This is a genomic window from Streptomyces sp. AgN23 (genome assembly GCF_001598115.1).
Lineage (GTDB): Bacteria > Actinomycetota > Actinomycetes > Streptomycetales > Streptomycetaceae > Streptomyces > Streptomyces antimycoticus.
This window is the reverse complement of the sequence record NZ_CP007153.1, coordinates 2,691,308-2,706,087: the sequence shown is the minus strand read 5'-3', so window position 1 is coordinate 2,706,087 and position 14,780 is coordinate 2,691,308. Positions and strand designations below refer to the sequence as shown.

Annotated in this window: 14 protein-coding genes; 12 read left to right on the top strand and 2 right to left on the bottom strand. The window is 69.4% G+C overall.

The features are described 5' to 3' along the window. Positions 1–4 precede the first annotated feature (4 nt). Together AS97_RS11830 and AS97_RS11825 are read left to right on the top strand one after the other, a co-directional pair. Entirely contained in the window at positions 5–970 is a 966-nt protein-coding gene (locus AS97_RS11830) for a tRNA (adenine-N1)-methyltransferase (RefSeq protein WP_086705816.1), read from the top strand. Positions 971–1,096: 126 nt separating this feature from the next. Continuing rightward, positions 1,097–1,696 carry a hypothetical protein gene (locus AS97_RS11825; protein WP_059148649.1) on the top strand — a complete coding sequence of 200 codons (600 nt, stop codon included), beginning with the start codon at positions 1,097–1,099 and terminating at the stop codon, positions 1,694–1,696. An 18-nt stretch (positions 1,697–1,714) separates the two neighbouring features. Here the strand turns inward: AS97_RS11825 and AS97_RS11820 are convergent, their stop codons facing one another. Next, positions 1,715–2,038 carry a ferredoxin gene (locus tag AS97_RS11820; protein WP_086705815.1) on the bottom strand — a complete coding sequence of 108 codons (324 nt, stop codon included), beginning with the start codon at positions 2,036–2,038 and terminating at the stop codon, positions 1,715–1,717. Positions 2,039–2,262: 224 nt separating this feature from the next. On the opposite strand from AS97_RS11820, the gene arc reads away from it, so the two are divergent. From arc to prcA, 5 genes are all read left to right on the top strand, one after another. Continuing rightward, the gene (gene arc, locus AS97_RS11815) at positions 2,263–4,029 is read left to right on the top strand and encodes a proteasome ATPase (RefSeq protein WP_059148648.1); all 1,767 of its coding nucleotides are present in this window, start codon (positions 2,263–2,265) and stop codon (positions 4,027–4,029) included. Positions 4,030–4,288: 259 nt separating this feature from the next. Beyond that, positions 4,289–5,800, top strand: coding sequence for a depupylase/deamidase Dop (gene dop, locus AS97_RS11810; protein WP_210564864.1), 1,512 nt, complete (start codon positions 4,289–4,291; stop codon positions 5,798–5,800). 135 nt (positions 5,801–5,935) lie between these two features. Beyond that, the gene (locus tag AS97_RS11805) at positions 5,936–6,154 is read left to right on the top strand and encodes a ubiquitin-like protein Pup (RefSeq protein WP_059148607.1); all 219 of its coding nucleotides are present in this window, start codon (positions 5,936–5,938) and stop codon (positions 6,152–6,154) included. A gap of 109 nt (positions 6,155–6,263) precedes the next feature. Continuing rightward, a complete protein-coding gene (gene prcB, locus AS97_RS11800) occupies positions 6,264–7,109 on the top strand; it encodes a proteasome subunit beta (protein ID WP_210564863.1) in 846 nt (281 codons plus the stop codon). A gap of 53 nt (positions 7,110–7,162) precedes the next feature. After that, a complete protein-coding gene (gene prcA / locus AS97_RS11795) occupies positions 7,163–7,936 on the top strand; it encodes a proteasome subunit alpha (RefSeq protein ID WP_079059856.1) in 774 nt (257 codons plus the stop codon). Between the two features lie 162 nt (positions 7,937–8,098). Here prcA and AS97_RS11790 read toward each other — a convergent pair whose 3' ends face one another. Further along, complete coding sequence (locus tag AS97_RS11790; protein ID WP_210567195.1) at positions 8,099–9,079, bottom strand: LacI family DNA-binding transcriptional regulator; 981 nt, start codon at positions 9,077–9,079, stop codon at positions 8,099–8,101. A 439-nt stretch (positions 9,080–9,518) separates the two neighbouring features. Between AS97_RS11790 and AS97_RS11785 the strand changes: the two genes are divergently transcribed. From AS97_RS11785 to AS97_RS11765, 5 genes are all read left to right on the top strand, one after another. Then, positions 9,519–10,802, top strand: coding sequence for an MFS transporter (locus AS97_RS11785; protein ID WP_059148603.1), 1,284 nt, complete (start codon positions 9,519–9,521; stop codon positions 10,800–10,802). 9 nt (positions 10,803–10,811) lie between these two features. Continuing rightward, a complete protein-coding gene (pafA, locus tag AS97_RS11780; protein ID WP_014059506.1) occupies positions 10,812–12,173 on the top strand; it encodes a Pup--protein ligase in 1,362 nt (453 codons plus the stop codon). Between the two features lie 113 nt (positions 12,174–12,286). Beyond that, positions 12,287–13,282 (top strand): FKBP-type peptidyl-prolyl cis-trans isomerase, encoded by a 996-nt coding sequence (locus tag AS97_RS11775; RefSeq protein WP_059148602.1) that lies wholly within the window; start codon positions 12,287–12,289, stop codon positions 13,280–13,282. 39 nt (positions 13,283–13,321) lie between these two features. Next, positions 13,322–13,696 carry an FKBP-type peptidyl-prolyl cis-trans isomerase gene (locus tag AS97_RS11770; RefSeq protein ID WP_059148601.1) on the top strand — a complete coding sequence of 125 codons (375 nt, stop codon included), beginning with the start codon at positions 13,322–13,324 and terminating at the stop codon, positions 13,694–13,696. A 114-nt stretch (positions 13,697–13,810) separates the two neighbouring features. Then, the gene (locus AS97_RS11765) at positions 13,811–14,776 is read left to right on the top strand and encodes a WYL domain-containing protein (protein ID WP_059148600.1); all 966 of its coding nucleotides are present in this window, start codon (positions 13,811–13,813) and stop codon (positions 14,774–14,776) included. Positions 14,777–14,780 lie beyond the last annotated feature (4 nt).

Below are 14,780 nucleotides of genomic sequence, written 5' to 3'. Positions count from 1 at the left end.
TCACATGTCCGAACCGACCGGTGCCGCCCGCCGTCGCGGGCCCTTCCAGGTCGGGGACCAGGTCCAGCTCACCGACCCCAAGGGACGCCACTACACCTTCACGCTCGAGGCCGGGAAGAACTTCCACACCCACAAGGGATCCTTCCCCCATGACGAGCTGATCGGTGCCCCTGAGGGGACCGTCGTGCGTACCACGGGAAACGTCGCGTATCTCGCGCTGCGCCCCCTGCTCCCCGACTATGTCCTGTCCATGCCACGCGGTGCCGCCGTGGTCTACCCCAAGGACGCGGGGCAGATCCTGGCGATGGCCGATATCTTCCCCGGCGCACGTGTCGTCGAGGCGGGCGTCGGCTCCGGCTCGCTCTCCATGTTTCTGCTGCGGGCCATCGGCGACCAGGGCATGCTGCACTCCTACGAGCGCCGGGCCGACTTCGCCGAGATCGCCGCCCAGAACGTCGAGCGCTACTTCGGCGCCCCGCACCCCGCCTGGCGGCTCACCGTCGGCGATCTCCAGGACAACCTCAGCGACACCGAGGTCGACCGGGTGATCCTGGACATGCTCGCCCCCTGGGAGTGCCTGGAGCCGGTGTCCAAGGCGCTCGTCCCCGGTGGCATCCTGTGTGCGTACGTCGCCACCACCACCCAGCTCGCCCGCACCGTGGAGTGCATCCGCGAGCACGGCACCTTCAACGAGCCCTCGGCCTGGGAAACCATGGTGCGCACCTGGCACGTCGAGGGCCTGGCCGTACGGCCCGACCACCGCATGATCGGCCACACCGGCTTCCTGCTCACCGCCCGCCGGCTCGCGGACGGTGTGGAGCCCCCGATGCGCCGCCGCAGGCCCGCCAAGGGCGCCTACGGCGAGGACTACGTGGGCTGGGGCACCGCGAAGGACTCCGGTGCCGCGGACTCCTCAGGAGGCGGCCGGAGCGCTTCCGGCGGCCAGGACGCCCCGTCCGGCGACGCCTGAGAGCCGCCTGACGGACACCGGCGCCACAACAGCTCGGCGCGGCCACCGAATTCCCCGTGTGCGGGCGGTGGCCGCGCCCCTGTGAGATGTGGCACGATGCGGGGCATCTCCCGCCTCAGCCCTTACATGGAGTCATCCCGCGTGCAGCCTCTGGGCCCGGATCTCGCGCACACCCATCCCCGTCCGGTGCACTGGGTCGCGACCGCGGCCGCCGTGGCCGCCGTCATCGCCGGGGGGTCGTTCTTCCAGCCCTCCGACGCCAAGGCCACCACGTCCGCCGCCGCCTCCGCCCCGCGTGCCGGGGGGCTTCCGGCGGCCAAGGCGCCCGATCCCCGCGCCGCGGACTATCCGGTGGACTGCGGACGGGCCGGGCCCGACGTCATCGATCGGGCCTCGGCGGACCTGAACGGCGACGGGCGGCCGGAGACCGCCGTCGTGGTGCGCTGCCGGACGGCGTTCGGCACCCCGCCCAGTGGCGTGTATGTGCTCTCCCAGCCGGCCCGCGTGGGCGCCGCGCCCCGCGTGGTGGCCACCTTCGTGGACCCGAAGGAAGGGATGAGCATCAGCGATTTCGCGGTGCGCGGAAAGACGGTTTCGGCCACCTTGCTCGGATACTCGTCGGCCAAGGTGCCGCGGTGCTGTCCGGATCAGCAGCGCAAGGTCAACTGGCGGTGGCGGGACGGCAGGTTCGTTCTGAAGGCGCTGCCGGTTCCGGGGAGTGTGTGAGCGGTCGCTCGCGGAGTGTCACTCCGCGTCGGGGCCGTAGACCTCGACCCGGTCCGTGACGCGGCGTACATGGATGCAGTCGCCGGGGCATTCCTTGGCCGAATCCTTGACCTCGGTGAGCAGGGTCAGGGGCACCGGAGCGGTGGCACCCTTTTCCTGTAGCAGCTCATCGTCGGCGCTCTTGACGTAGGCTAGACCGTCGATGTCGAGTTCGAAGACCTCGGGAGCGTACTGGGCGCAGATGCCGTCGCCGGTGCACAGGTCCTGGTCAATCCACACTTCAAGATCGCCGAGCTCCTCGTTCCGCACGGTGTGCCCCCTGCTGTTCCTTCGATACGCCATTCAACAGTGTCTAAATATCGCCAGCCCTGACGGGTGTTGACCGTGTCGACGATACAACCGGTCGCTTTCCGATGTTGTTGGGTGGGTATTCGGCTGGTGTGAGGGAGTGCGCAAGGGTGAAGATCGGACACACGCCGACCGGGTTTGTGATCTAGGGGTTTCAACCCGCACCGGCCCAGGTAGGGTCAGGAAGCGTCCAGCTCCCCTTGGAGGAGGTGAGGACCGTGGCAGCCCACGACGACGACATCAACCGCGGCATCCGGCCGGGGCGGGGGTCTGACGACCCTGCCGGCCAGGTTGCCTATCTCGAGCAGGAAATCGCCGTCCTGCGCCGCAAGCTCGCCGACTCTCCGCGTCATACGAGGATTCTCGAAGAGCGGATCGTCGAGCTGCAGACCAATCTGGCGGGAGTCTCCGCACAGAACGAGCGGCTCGCGAACACACTCCGTGAGGCCCGCGACCAGATCGTGGCCCTCAAGGAGGAGGTCGACCGGCTTGCCCAGCCGCCGGCCGGTTTCGGAGCCTTTCTGCAGGCGAACGAGGACGGTACGGCCGATATCTTTACCGGGGGCCGTAAACTCCGGGTGAATGTCAGCCCAAGCGTCGAGCTCGACGACCTCGAGCGCGGCCAGGAGGTCATGCTCAACGAGGCGCTCAATGTGGTCGAGGCCATGGAGTTCGAGCGCGCCGGGGACATCGTCACTCTCAAGGAAGTCCTTGAGGACGGCGAGCGCGCCCTGGTGATCGGGCACACCGACGAGGAGCGGGTGGTGCGGCTGGCAGAGCCGCTGCTGCGCACCACCATCCGCCCCGGTGACGCCCTGCTGCTCGAGTCCCGGTCCGGCTATGTCTACGAGGTCGTTCCGAAGAGCGAGGTCGAGGAGCTCGTCCTCGAAGAGGTTCCGGACATCGACTACAACAAGATCGGCGGTCTGGGAAACCAGATCGAGCTGATCCGCGACGCGGTCGAGCTCCCCTACCTCCACCCCGACCTCTTCAAGGAGCACGAACTGCGGCCGCCCAAGGGTGTGCTGCTGTACGGCCCGCCCGGCTGCGGCAAGACGCTGATCGCCAAGGCCGTGGCCAACTCCCTTGCCAAGAAGGTCGCCGAGGTGACCGGCAAGCCCGCGGGGAAGAGCTTCTTCCTCAACATCAAGGGTCCCGAGCTGCTCAACAAGTACGTCGGTGAGACGGAGCGGCACATCCGGCTGGTCTTCCAGCGGGCTCGGGAGAAGGCCAGCGAGGGCACGCCCGTCATCGTCTTCTTCGACGAGATGGACTCCCTCTTCCGCACCCGTGGCTCCGGGGTCAGCTCGGACGTGGAGAACACCATCGTCCCCCAGCTGCTCTCCGAGATCGACGGCGTGGAGGGCCTGGAGAACGTGATCGTGATCGGTGCCTCCAACCGCGAGGACATGATCGACCCGGCGATCCTGCGCCCCGGCCGTCTCGATGTGAAGATCAAGATCGAGCGTCCGGACGCCGAGGCCGCCAAGGACATCTTCTCGAAGTACCTCACGGAGTCCCTGCCGATCCACACGGACGACCTCACCGAGCACGGCCAGTCGCCCAAGGCCGCGATCGGCGGGATGATCCAGTCGGTGGTCGAGCAGATGTACACCGAGTCCGAGGAGAACCGCTTCCTGGAGGTCACCTACGCCAATGGCGACAAGGAAGTCCTCTACTTCAAGGACTTCAACTCCGGCGCCATGATCCAGAACATTGTGGACCGCGCCAAGAAGATGGCGATCAAGGACTTCCTGGACCACAACCAGAAGGGCCTTCGCGTCTCCCATCTGCTCGCCGCCTGCGTGGACGAGTTCAAGGAGAACGAGGACCTGCCGAACACCACGAACCCGGACGACTGGGCCCGGATCTCCGGCAAGAAGGGCGAGCGGATCGTCTACATCCGCACCCTGGTCACCGGAAAGCAGGGCGCGGATACGGGACGCTCCATCGACACGGTGGCGAACACCGGTCAGTACCTGTAACACCGCAGTCCGGCTGCGGATGTCCTGGACGGGGCATCCGCAGCCGGATGCGCTTTTCGGACCGCATTCTTCGTATGAGTCCTACGAGCCCGACCGGAGCAATGACTGAAATGATCTCCGCAGCACCGCTTGGCCGTTCTAGGCTCTTCGGTACCGCACGATCGCGGCACGGGGGATCGGGGGCCGCATATGGACCGGGAGCGCAGCGGTACTTGAGCGCCGACCTCAGCCGGGGGCGGCGCCGGGCAAGGAGGGCCGCATGACCGTACGGCGCGTAATGGGAATCGAGACGGAGTACGGGATCTCCGTCCCGGGGCACCCGAACGCCAATGCCATGCTCACCTCATCCCAGGTCGTCAACGCCTACGCGGCGGCGATGCACCGGGCGCGTCGCGCCCGCTGGGACTTCGAGGAGGAGAACCCGCTGCGGGACGCCCGCGGCTTCGACCTCGCGCGCGAGACCGCCGACGCCAGCCAGCTCACGGACGAGGACATCGGCCTGGCCAATGTGATCCTCACCAACGGCGCGCGGCTCTATGTGGACCACGCCCACCCGGAGTACTCGGCCCCCGAGGTCACCAATCCCCGGGACGCGGTGCTCTGGGACAAGGCGGGCGAGCGCATCATGGCCGAGGCCGCGCTCCGCGCCGCCGAGCTGCCCGGCGGACAGCCGATCCACCTGTACAAGAACAACACCGACAACAAGGGCGCCTCCTACGGCACGCATGAGAACTACCTGATGAAGCGGGAGACCGCCTTCTCGGACATCGTGCGCCACCTGACGCCCTTCTTCGTCTCCCGCCAGGTCGTCACCGGCGCCGGCCGCGTCGGCATCGGCCAGGACGGCCATGAGCACGGCTTCCAGATCAGCCAGCGGGCCGACTACTTCGAGGTCGAGGTCGGCCTGGAGACCACGCTCAAGCGCCCGATCATCAACACCCGCGACGAGCCGCACGCCGACGCCGAGAAGTACCGCCGGCTCCACGTGATCATCGGGGACGCCAACCTCTCCGAGCTCTCGACCTACCTCAAGCTGGGCACCACCGCCCTGGTGCTGTCGATGATCGAGGACGGCTTCATCGCCGTGGACCTCGCGGTGGACCAGCCGGTGCGCACCCTGCACCAGGTCTCGCACGACCCGACACTGCGCCGTCTGATCACGCTGCGCAGCGGCCGCACGCTGACCGCGGTGCAGCTCCAGATGGAGTACTTCGAGCTTGGCCGCAAATACGTCGAGGACCGCTACGGCGCGGACGCCGACGAGCAGACCCGGGACGTCCTGACCCGCTGGGAGGACGTGCTGAACCGGCTGGAGCGCGATCCCATGAGCCTGTCCGGCGAGCTGGACTGGATCGCCAAGCGGGAGCTGCTGGAGGGCTACCGCCGGCGCGACACCCTGGAGTGGGACGCGGCCCGGCTTCACCTGGTGGACCTGCAGTACGCCGATGTACGCCCCGACAAGGGCCTGTACAACCGGCTGGCGGCCCGCGGCAAGATGAAGCGGCTGCTGGACGACCAGGAGGTCGCCCGCGCGCAGAACAAGCCCCCGGAGGACACCCGCGCCTACTTCCGCGGCCGCTGCCTGGAGCAGTACGCGGACGACGTCGCCGCGGCCTCCTGGGACTCGGTGATCTTCGATCTGCCGGGCCGTGACTCTCTGCAACGGGTCCCCACGCTGGAGCCGCTGCGCGGCACCCGCAACCACGTCAAGGAGCTGCTGGACCGCTGCCGCACGGCCGAGGACCTGGTCCGGGTGCTGTCCGGCGGCTGAAATGCCCCCCAGCCGGGAATCATCGAGGTGGCCTCCGTACGTTGTAGCGAGTGGGAGGCCGATGTCGGACCCGGCTTGTAGGGTCTGATCTTGAGACCGATCGAATCAGCGGGCGAACCGAGCGGGGTGAGGGATATGGCGACCAAGGACACCGGCGGCGGTCAGCAGAAGGCGTCGCGCTCGACCGAAGAGGTCGAGGAGCAGGCGCAGGACGCGCAGGCCGCGGAGGACCTGAAGGAGCGGCAGGAGAAGCTCTCCGACGACGTCGACTCCGTGCTGGACGAGATCGACGACGTGCTCGAGGAGAACGCGGAGGACTTCGTGAGGTCGTTCGTCCAGAAGGGCGGGCAGTAAAGCGCGTCTTCTCCGTCCTGCGTCCCCGCGAAGGGGGCGCAGGACGGATGACTTCCATGGCCAGGGGTATGGTCCGTGCAGTATTTCAAGATCTGGTGGAAGGAAACGTGTGGAAGCCAACACTCGTAGCACAGGGCGTCTGCCGGCTGCCTTCCTGACGCCCGGCTCCTCGTCGTTCATGGACTTCCTGGGCGAGCACTCGCCCGAGCTGCTTCCGGGGAACCGTCCGCTGCCCCCGGTGCAGGGCGCCATCGAGGCCCCCCATGGCACCACCATCGTGGCGGTGAGCTTCCCCGGCGGCGTGGTGCTCGCCGGTGACCGCCGCGCCACCATGGGCAATGTCATCGCGCAGCGTGACATCGAGAAGGTCTTCCCCGCCGACGAGTATTCGGCCGTCGGGATCGCGGGGACCGCCGGTATCGCCGTGGAGATGGTCAAGCTCTTCCAGCTCGAGCTGGAGCACTTCGAGAAGGTCGAAGGCACCGTCCTCTCGCTCGAGGGCAAGGCGAACAGGCTGTCGACCATGATCCGCGGCAACCTCGGCATGGCGATGCAGGGCCTCGCCGTGGTCCCGCTCTTCGCGGGGTGGGACGTCGACCGGGAGAAGGGGCGCATCTTCTCCTACGACGTGACCGGAGGGCGTTCGGAGGAGCGCGGCTTCGCCGCCACCGGCTCGGGCTCGATGTTCGCCCGGGGCGCGCTCAAGAAGCTCTATCGCCAGGACCTGACCGAGGAGCAGGCCGCCACCGCCGTGCTCCAGGCGCTCTATGACGCGGCCGACGACGATTCGGCGACCGGCGGGCCGGATCTCGCCCGCCGCATTTACCCGATCATCACCTCCCTCACCGAGGACGGTTTCAAGAGGTTCAGCGAGGACGAGGTGTCCGAGCTCGCCCGTGCCATCCATGAACGGCGCCTCGAAGAGCCGGACGGCCCCCGCGCCGCTCTTCTCTGAGAGGACGGTCCAGCCGGAATGCATTCGCCATTGACAGAAGGGACGGACAGCCGGTGACGACGCCGTTCTATGTTTCTCCTCAGCAGGCCATGGCCGACCGCGCCGAATACGCCCGTAAGGGCATCGCCCGCGGCCGCAGCGTGGTCGTGCTGCAGTACGCCGACGGCATCGTCTTCGTTGCGGAGAACCCGTCCCGCGCGCTGCACAAGGTCAGCGAGATCTATGACCGGATCGCCTTCGCGGCGGTCGGTAAGTACAACGAATTCGAGAATCTGCGCATCGGCGGTGTCCGTTACGCCGATCTGCGCGGCTATACCTATGACCGTGAGGATGTCACGGCTCGCGGGCTGGCGAATGTCTACGCCCAGACCCTGGGCACGATCTTCTCCAGTGCCGCCGAGAAGCCGTACGAGGTCGAGCTGATCGTCGCCGAGGTCGGGGAGGGCCCCGAGGACGACCAGATCTACCGCCTCCCGCACGACGGATCCATCGTGGACGAGCATGGCTCGGTCGCCGTCGGTGGCAACGCCGACCAGATCAGCAGCTATCTCGACCAGCGCCACCGGGACGGCATGACCCTCGCCGAGGCTCTCAAGCTGGCCGTCGACTCGCTCTCCCGTGACAACAACGGCGGGGAGCGCAGCCTCACCGCCGAACAGCTCGAGGTCGCGGTCCTGGACCGCAACCGCCCCCAGAAGCGCAAGTTCAAGCGCGTCCTGGGCGGTCAGCTCTCCCGGCTCCTGGAGTCGGCAGAGAGCGCGGCGGGCTCGGAGGAGTCGTCCGACTCCGAAGGGACCGAGGAGTCCACCTCGGAGTCCGAGGACTGACCCGGCCGCTGCCGTTCGTTTCTCCGTCGCCGTCGCCCCGGGCCCATCCGGGGCGGCGGCGACGTCGTGTACGGCCCCACGGGGCGCGTTGAGGAGCCCACACGGCCCCACACACCGCCCCCGGGCCCCGCGCAACGACCGGAATGGTGGCCCCGGGGCCGGTCAGGACCGTGGGGGAGGGGCCGTGGAGCCCCGGGGGATCAGCTCGACGGGCAGCACGGTGTCCCGGGGCGTCTCGCCGTCCATGAGCGTCATCAGGGCCCGCATACCGGCCGCGCCCACCGCCTCCGCCGGGAGCCGCACCGTGGTCAGCTCCGGTTCCACCGCCGTGGCCAGCGCCAGATCGTCGAAGCCGGTCACCGAGATGTCGTCCGGGATCCGCAGCCCCAGCCGGCGGGCCGCCTTGCAGGCGCCCGCGGCCAGGATGTCGTCGTCGCAGACGAGCGCGGTCGGCCGGAGCCCGGGGCGGGCCAGGACGCGTTCGGCGGCCCGGCGGCCCTCCTCGACGGTCAGCCCCGCCGGTTCGATGCCCAACGCGGTGCCCGGGACCTCGTCCATCGCCTCCGCCAGGGCCCGGGCGCGGACCTGGAAGGTCCAGGAGTCCACCGCCGCCGCGAGATGGGCCACCCGGCGGTGCCCGAGCGCCAGCAGATGCCCCGCCGCCTGCCGCGCCCCGTCCGCGATGTCAAGGTTGACGGTGGCCGCCGCGGCCACGTCGTCCGGATCGCTGTCCAGCATCACCAGCGGCAGCCCGCCGCCGCGCACCGCGGCCAGCGCGCCGGCCGCCATGGAGGAGGCGATCACCCCGTCGAGCGAGGCGCGGGCCGAGTCGAACGGGTCCCGGGCCGGGCCCACGCCCTCGGGGGACGGATAGAGCACCACCCCGAAGCCATGGTCGGCGGCGACCCGCTCGGCGCCGGTGTAGACGCGGGCGAAGAACTCGGTCGTCAGGGCGGGCACCACCAGGAGGACGGTCCTGGTGCGGCCCAGGCGGAGGCTGCGGGCCGCGAGGTTGGGGCGGTAGCCGAGATCGCGCGCGGCGGCCCGCACGGCCTCCACGGTGCGCTCGGAGACCCGTCCGGGCCACTTCTCGCCGAGCACCAGCGACACGGTCGCCTGGGACACGCCCGCCAGCCGCGCCACATCCCGGCTCGTCGCCCGTCCCGCGACCGGCCGCCCCGTGGCCGCCGCGCCACCTGGACCGGCGCCCGCCGCATCCCCTGAGCGAGCGGCCGTCCCGCCCCCGCCCTGGCCCGGGCCCTCGCGGTGCGCGGACTCACTCGTCCGGCCGGTGCCCCGGGAACCCCTCCCGGCGGCCCCCTTTGCCGCGTGGGCGCGGTCCGCGCTCGCCACCATCGCCTCCGCTCCCTCCGCCGCCGCGCGGCTGCTCATTTCCGGCCCGCGAGTGGACCCGCGGTGGCGGCCATGGTACGTATGACGCTGGCAGTTATACGTACAACGTCCCACACGACCCGCGCCGCACCCGCGACGCATTGGCGACAACCCACGACAATCCGCAGGGACCCGGAACAGGACCTGAAGTCGGACCTGAAGCAGGACCTGGCAAGGAAGGGGCAGGTAAATGGCGGCTGGCTACGGGGAACTGCTGCGCACCCCGCACGCGGCACGGCTGCTCATCGGCACGCTGCTGGGACGGCTTCCGAACGCCACCGCCGCCCTGGCCGTGCTGCTCTTCGCCCGCGCGGAGGGCGGCAGCTACGCCCTCGCCGGGGGGCTGTCGGCCGCTTACGGCGTGGCCAACGCGGTGGGCCAGCCGCTGCTGGGCCGGGCCGTGGACCGCTTCGGCCAGACCTGGGTGATGCTCCCCGCCGCCGTGACCTCCGCGCTCGGGATGGTCCTGTTCGCCGTCGTCGGGCTCGATCCGCTGCTGGTGGCGTACGCCGCCATGCTGATCGCCGGTCTGTTCACGCCGCCGCTGGAGGGCGGGCTGCGGGCGCTGTGGCCCTCGGTGCTGCGGCGCGAGGACCAGGTGCACGCGGCGTACGCGCTGGACGCCGTGGCCCAGGAGGTGATGTTCGCCGTCGGCCCGCTGCTGGTCACCCTGAGCGTGGCCGTATGGTCCGAGGCGGCGGCGCTGCTGGTCATCAACGCCATCGGGGTCGCGGGCGCGCTCTGGGTCGTGGTCTCGCGTCCGTCGCGGCAGTGGCGCTCGGCGCCGCGCGAGGCGCACTGGCTGGGCGCGCTGCGCTCGCCCGGGCTGCTGGTGCTGCTCGGGTCGTTCTTCTTCATCGGGCTCGCCCTCGGCGCGATCGCGGTGGCCGCGGTGGCCTACGCCGACGAGCACGGTGGTGGCGTGGTCTCCAGCGGGCTGCTCTCCGCCCTCGGCGTGGGCGCGCTGGCCGGCGGCATCGTCTACGGCGGCCGCACCTGGCCCGGCGCGCCCGAACGGCGGCTGCGACTGCTGGTGGCCGCGCTGGCACTCGGCTATCTGCCGCTCATGCTGGTGCCGGGCGTCGTCATGATGACCGTCCTCGCCGGGGTGGCCGGAGTGTTCCTGGCCCCCGCGCTGGCCTGCGCGTTCGTCGTCGTGGACCGCCACGCGCCCACCGGCACGGTCACCGAGGCGTTCTCCTGGCTGGTGACCACGTTCGTGGTGGGCAACGCGGTCGGCACCGCCGTGGCGGGGCCCGCGGTCCAGCTCGGCGGAGTGGCCCCCGGATTCGCGGTGCCCGCGGCCGGTGGAGTGGCCGCGCTGGCGGTGCTGCTGGCCGCCCAGCGCTTCCTCCTGGACCGGCCACGCCCCGTCGTCCGGCCGACCGTTCCCCCAACACCGGATGAACCCTGTGCGGAAAATGATCGCAACCGTGCCGTCGAACCCGGTTTCAGAGCACGCCATCAGGCGTAATGTTCAGGCATGGACCGCCGCATTTTCGGGCTGGAGAACGAGTACGGCGTCACGTGCACATTCAGGGGACAGCGCCGGTTGTCTCCTGACGAAGTGGCGCGCTACCTCTTCCGCCGTGTCGTCTCCTGGGGCCGCAGCAGCAATGTCTTCCTGCGCAACGGCGCCCGCCTCTATCTCGACGTGGGCTCGCACCCGGAATACGCAACCCCCGAGTGTGACAACGTGACCGAGCTGGTCACCCACGACAAGGCAGGCGAGCGCATTCTCGAGGGTCTGCTCGTGGACGCGGAGCGTCGCCTGCACGAGGAGGGAATCGCGGGCGACGTCTATCTCTTCAAGAACAACACCGACTCCGCGGGCAACTCCTACGGCTGCCACGAGAACTATCTGGTGGCACGGCACGGCGAGTTCTCCCGGCTCGCCGACATTCTCATCCCGTTCCTGGTGACGCGGCAGCTGCTCTGCGGTGCGGGCAAGGTGCTCCAGACCCCGCGTGGCGCGGTCTACTGCGTCAGCCAGCGCGCCGAGCACATCTGGGAGGGCGTCAGCTCCGCGACGACCCGCTCCCGGCCGATCATCAACACCCGCGACGAACCCCACGCCGACGCCGAGCGCTACCGCCGGCTACATGTCATCGTGGGCGACTCCAACATGTCCGAGACCACCATGCTGCTCAAGGTCGGCGCCACCGATCTGGTGCTCCGCATGATCGAGGCGGGCACCGTGATGCGTGACCTGACCCTGGAGAACCCCATCCGGGCCATCCGCGAGGTCAGCCACGACATCACCGGGCAGCGCAAGGTGCGGCTCGCCAGCGGGCGCGAGGCGTCCGCACTGGAAGTGCAGCAGGAGTACTACGAGAAGGCCGTGGACTTCTGCGAGCGCCGTGGCATCCGCACCGGCATGGTCGAGCGCGTCCTCGAGCTGTGGGGCCGCACCCTGGACGCGATCCGCACCGAGGAGCTCGACCGGATCGGCACCGAAATCGACTGGGTGATGAAGTACAAGCTCATCGAGCGGTACCGGGCCAAGAACAACATCACCATGTCCCATCCGCGGATCGCCCAGATAGATCTCGCCTATCACGACATCCACCGCCGCCGCGGCCTTTACTACCTGCTGGAGAAGCGCGGCCAGGCGGCCCGGGTCTGCAACGACTTGAAAATCTTCGAGGGCAAGTCGGTGCCACCGCAGACCACCCGCGCCCGGCTGCGCGGCGACTTCATCCGCCGGGCCCAGGAGCAGCGCCGCGACTTCACCGTCGACTGGGTACATCTGAAGCTCAATGACCAGGCACAGCGCACCGTGCTGTGCAAGGACCCGTTCCGTTCGGTCGACGACCGGGTGGAGAAACTCATCGCCGGTATGTGACCGGCGTACGGCTTACCTTGCCCTCGGGCCCCGTGCGTTCTCCGGACGGGGCCCGAGTCACGTCGTAGAGTGGCGCGCATTGGCCATCGCAAGATCTACCTAACGAGGACTCCGTGCGCCGACGCTCCGTACTCCTTGCCCTGCCCGCGGGCCTGCTGACACTCGCGGGCTGTGGTGACGACGAATCAGGGTCCGACAAGACCAAGCCGTCACAGGAGCCGACGGATCAGAGTGCCTCACCGGCCCCCACCGGCAAGATCGTCTCCGGACCGGTGCCGCCGATTACCGCGGGTAAGAAGTTCGGTGAGAAGCCGAAGGTCGCCAAGGGCACGGGTAAGCCGCCGCACGATCTCGCGGTCAAGACGATCAGCCAGGGGGACGGCAGGAAGACGGTCAAGGGAGATTGGGTCCAGATCAACTATCTGGCGCAGATCTGGGACACCGGTAAGGCCATCGACAACACCTTCGACAAGAAGAAGACCGCCGCCTTCCCGATCGGCAAGGGCCAGGTCCTCCCGGGCTGGGACCAGGGACTGCTGGGCCGGAACCTCGGCAGCCGGCTGGAGCTCGCCGTCCCGCCCGCGTACGCCTACGGCAAGCAGGGCCAGCCGCAGGCCGGTATCAAGGGGACCGACACGCTGGTCTTCGTCATCGACCTCGTGGATGCCTTCAACGCCAAGAGCTCGGCCAAGGGCAGCAAGGTGGACCAGACCGACGCCGACCTGCCCAAGGTGTCCACCAACACCGACGGCAAGGCGCCCACCATCACCCTCCCCAAGAAGGCCGCGCCGAAGAAACTGGTCTCCGAATACGTCATCGAGGGCGACGGCCAGGAGGTCAAGAAGACCGACGCGCTGCTCGTCCAGTACAAGGGCGTGCTGTGGGACGGCGGCAAGGAGTTCGACTCCACCTACAAGCGCGGTGAGCTCGCCCAGTTCTCGCTGCAGCAGGTGGTCAAGGGCTGGTCGCAGGGGCTCACCGGCAAGAAGGTCGGCAGCCGGGTGCTGGTCGTCGTGCCCCCGGACCTGGGCTACGGCAAGGCGGCCCAGAAGGGCATCCCCGCCAACTCCACGCTGGTGTTCTCCGTGGACATCCTGGCCGTTCTGTAGCCTGTGCGGGTTGCCCACAACGTCACAAGGAGCAATTTCGTGAGCATCGAGAAGCCCGAGGTCGACTTCCCGGGCGGCGAGCCGCCGGCCGAGCTGGAGATCAAGGACATCTGGGAGGGCGACGGGCCCACGGCCAAGGCCGGCGACAACATCGCCGTGCACTATGTGGGCGTCTCCTTCAGCACGGGTGAGGAGTTCGACGCGAGCTACAACCGCGGCACCCCGCTGCGGATCCAGCTCGGGGTCGGCCAGGTCATCACCGGCTGGGACCAGGGCCTCCAGGGGATGAAGGTCGGCGGCCGCCGGCAGCTCATCGTCCCGCCGCACCTCGGTTACGGGGACCGGGGCGCCGGCGGTGGCCGGATCAAGCCGGGCGAGACGCTGATCTTCGTCTGTGATCTGGTCTCCGTCTGAGACGGCGGTCCGTCGCGCCGAGGGCTCCTGCCGATGGGCAGGGGCCCTCGGCTTTTGCCGCGCGTCCCGGTAGCGGTACGGTCACGTGCGTAAGGTCACGAAGAAAGGGCGTCGATGGCGATTGCCAAGGCCGAGCGGCTGATGAATCTGGCCCTGTGCCTGCTGGGAACGCGGCGTCCGCTGACCAAACGGGAGTTGCGGGGCTCCATAGAGGCGTACCTCCAGACCGACGCGGCGAACGACGACGCGTTCAACCGCATGTTCGAGCGCGACAAGGACGATCTGCGCGAACTCGGCCTGATCATCGAGACGGTGGAGGGCCTCGACGGCGAGATCGGCTATCTCGCCCGCCGGGACAGCAACCGCCTGCCGCCGATCACCCTCGACGTCGAGGAGGCCGCCGCCCTGGGCCTGGCCGCCAAGGTCTGGCAGCAGGCCCGGCTCGCTGGCGCCGCCAGCGGGGCGCTGCAGAAGCTGCGCGCCGCCGGGATGCCGGTCGCCGAGGACCCGTACGACACACCGGGGCACAGCGCGCTGGAGCCGCGCATCCCGGTCCACGAGGCCGCCTTCGAGCCGCTGATGCTCGCCTGCCGCGACCGCCGCCCCGTGGTCTTCGACTACCGCAAGTCGAACGCCGCGCGCCCCGAGCAGCGGCAGGTCGAGCCCTGGACCCTGGAGTCCTGGCGCGGCCACTGGTATCTCGCCGGATGGGACCGCGAGCGCGCCGCCGAGCGGGTCTTCCGGCTCTCCCGGATCACCGGCCGGGTCCGGCTGCGGTCCGACGCGTTCACCGCCGAGGTGCCCGACCACGTCACCGTCCGGGAGACCGTGGAGACCTGGGCGGGCGAGACCGCCACCGGCACCGCCCGGATCAGGCTGCGCGCGGGCCACGGCTATCCGCTGCGGGCGAAGGCGCTGTCCACCCGCGCGGCCGACGACGGCTGGGACGAGCTGGAGATTCCCTACGGGCACGGCCTGGACGCCTGGCTCGTGGAGTTCGGCCCGGACGTGGTCGTACTGGGGCCCGATGAACTGCGGGCGGATGTCGTGGACCGGCTGCGCGCGGTCGCCAAGGGCTGAGGGG

What these genes read in the sequence shown, in the direction of transcription:
- AS97_RS11820 (WP_086705815.1), bottom strand. Translation starts at nt 2,038, where the DNA reads ATGGCGTATCGAAGGAACAGCAGGGGGCACACCGTGCGGAACGAGGAG.
- AS97_RS11805 (WP_059148607.1), top strand. Translation starts at nt 5,936, where the DNA reads ATGGCGACCAAGGACACCGGCGGCGGTCAGCAGAAGGCGTCGCGCTCG.
- pafA (WP_014059506.1), top strand. Translation starts at nt 10,812, where the DNA reads ATGGACCGCCGCATTTTCGGGCTGGAGAACGAGTACGGCGTCACGTGC.
- AS97_RS11825 (WP_059148649.1), top strand. Translation starts at nt 1,097, where the DNA reads ATGGAGTCATCCCGCGTGCAGCCTCTGGGCCCGGATCTCGCGCACACC.
- dop (WP_210564864.1), top strand. Translation starts at nt 4,289, where the DNA reads ATGACCGTACGGCGCGTAATGGGAATCGAGACGGAGTACGGGATCTCC.
- AS97_RS11830 (WP_086705816.1), top strand. Translation starts at nt 5, where the DNA reads ATGTCCGAACCGACCGGTGCCGCCCGCCGTCGCGGGCCCTTCCAGGTC.
- AS97_RS11785 (WP_059148603.1), top strand. Translation starts at nt 9,519, where the DNA reads ATGGCGGCTGGCTACGGGGAACTGCTGCGCACCCCGCACGCGGCACGG.
- AS97_RS11765 (WP_059148600.1), top strand. Translation starts at nt 13,811, where the DNA reads ATGGCGATTGCCAAGGCCGAGCGGCTGATGAATCTGGCCCTGTGCCTG.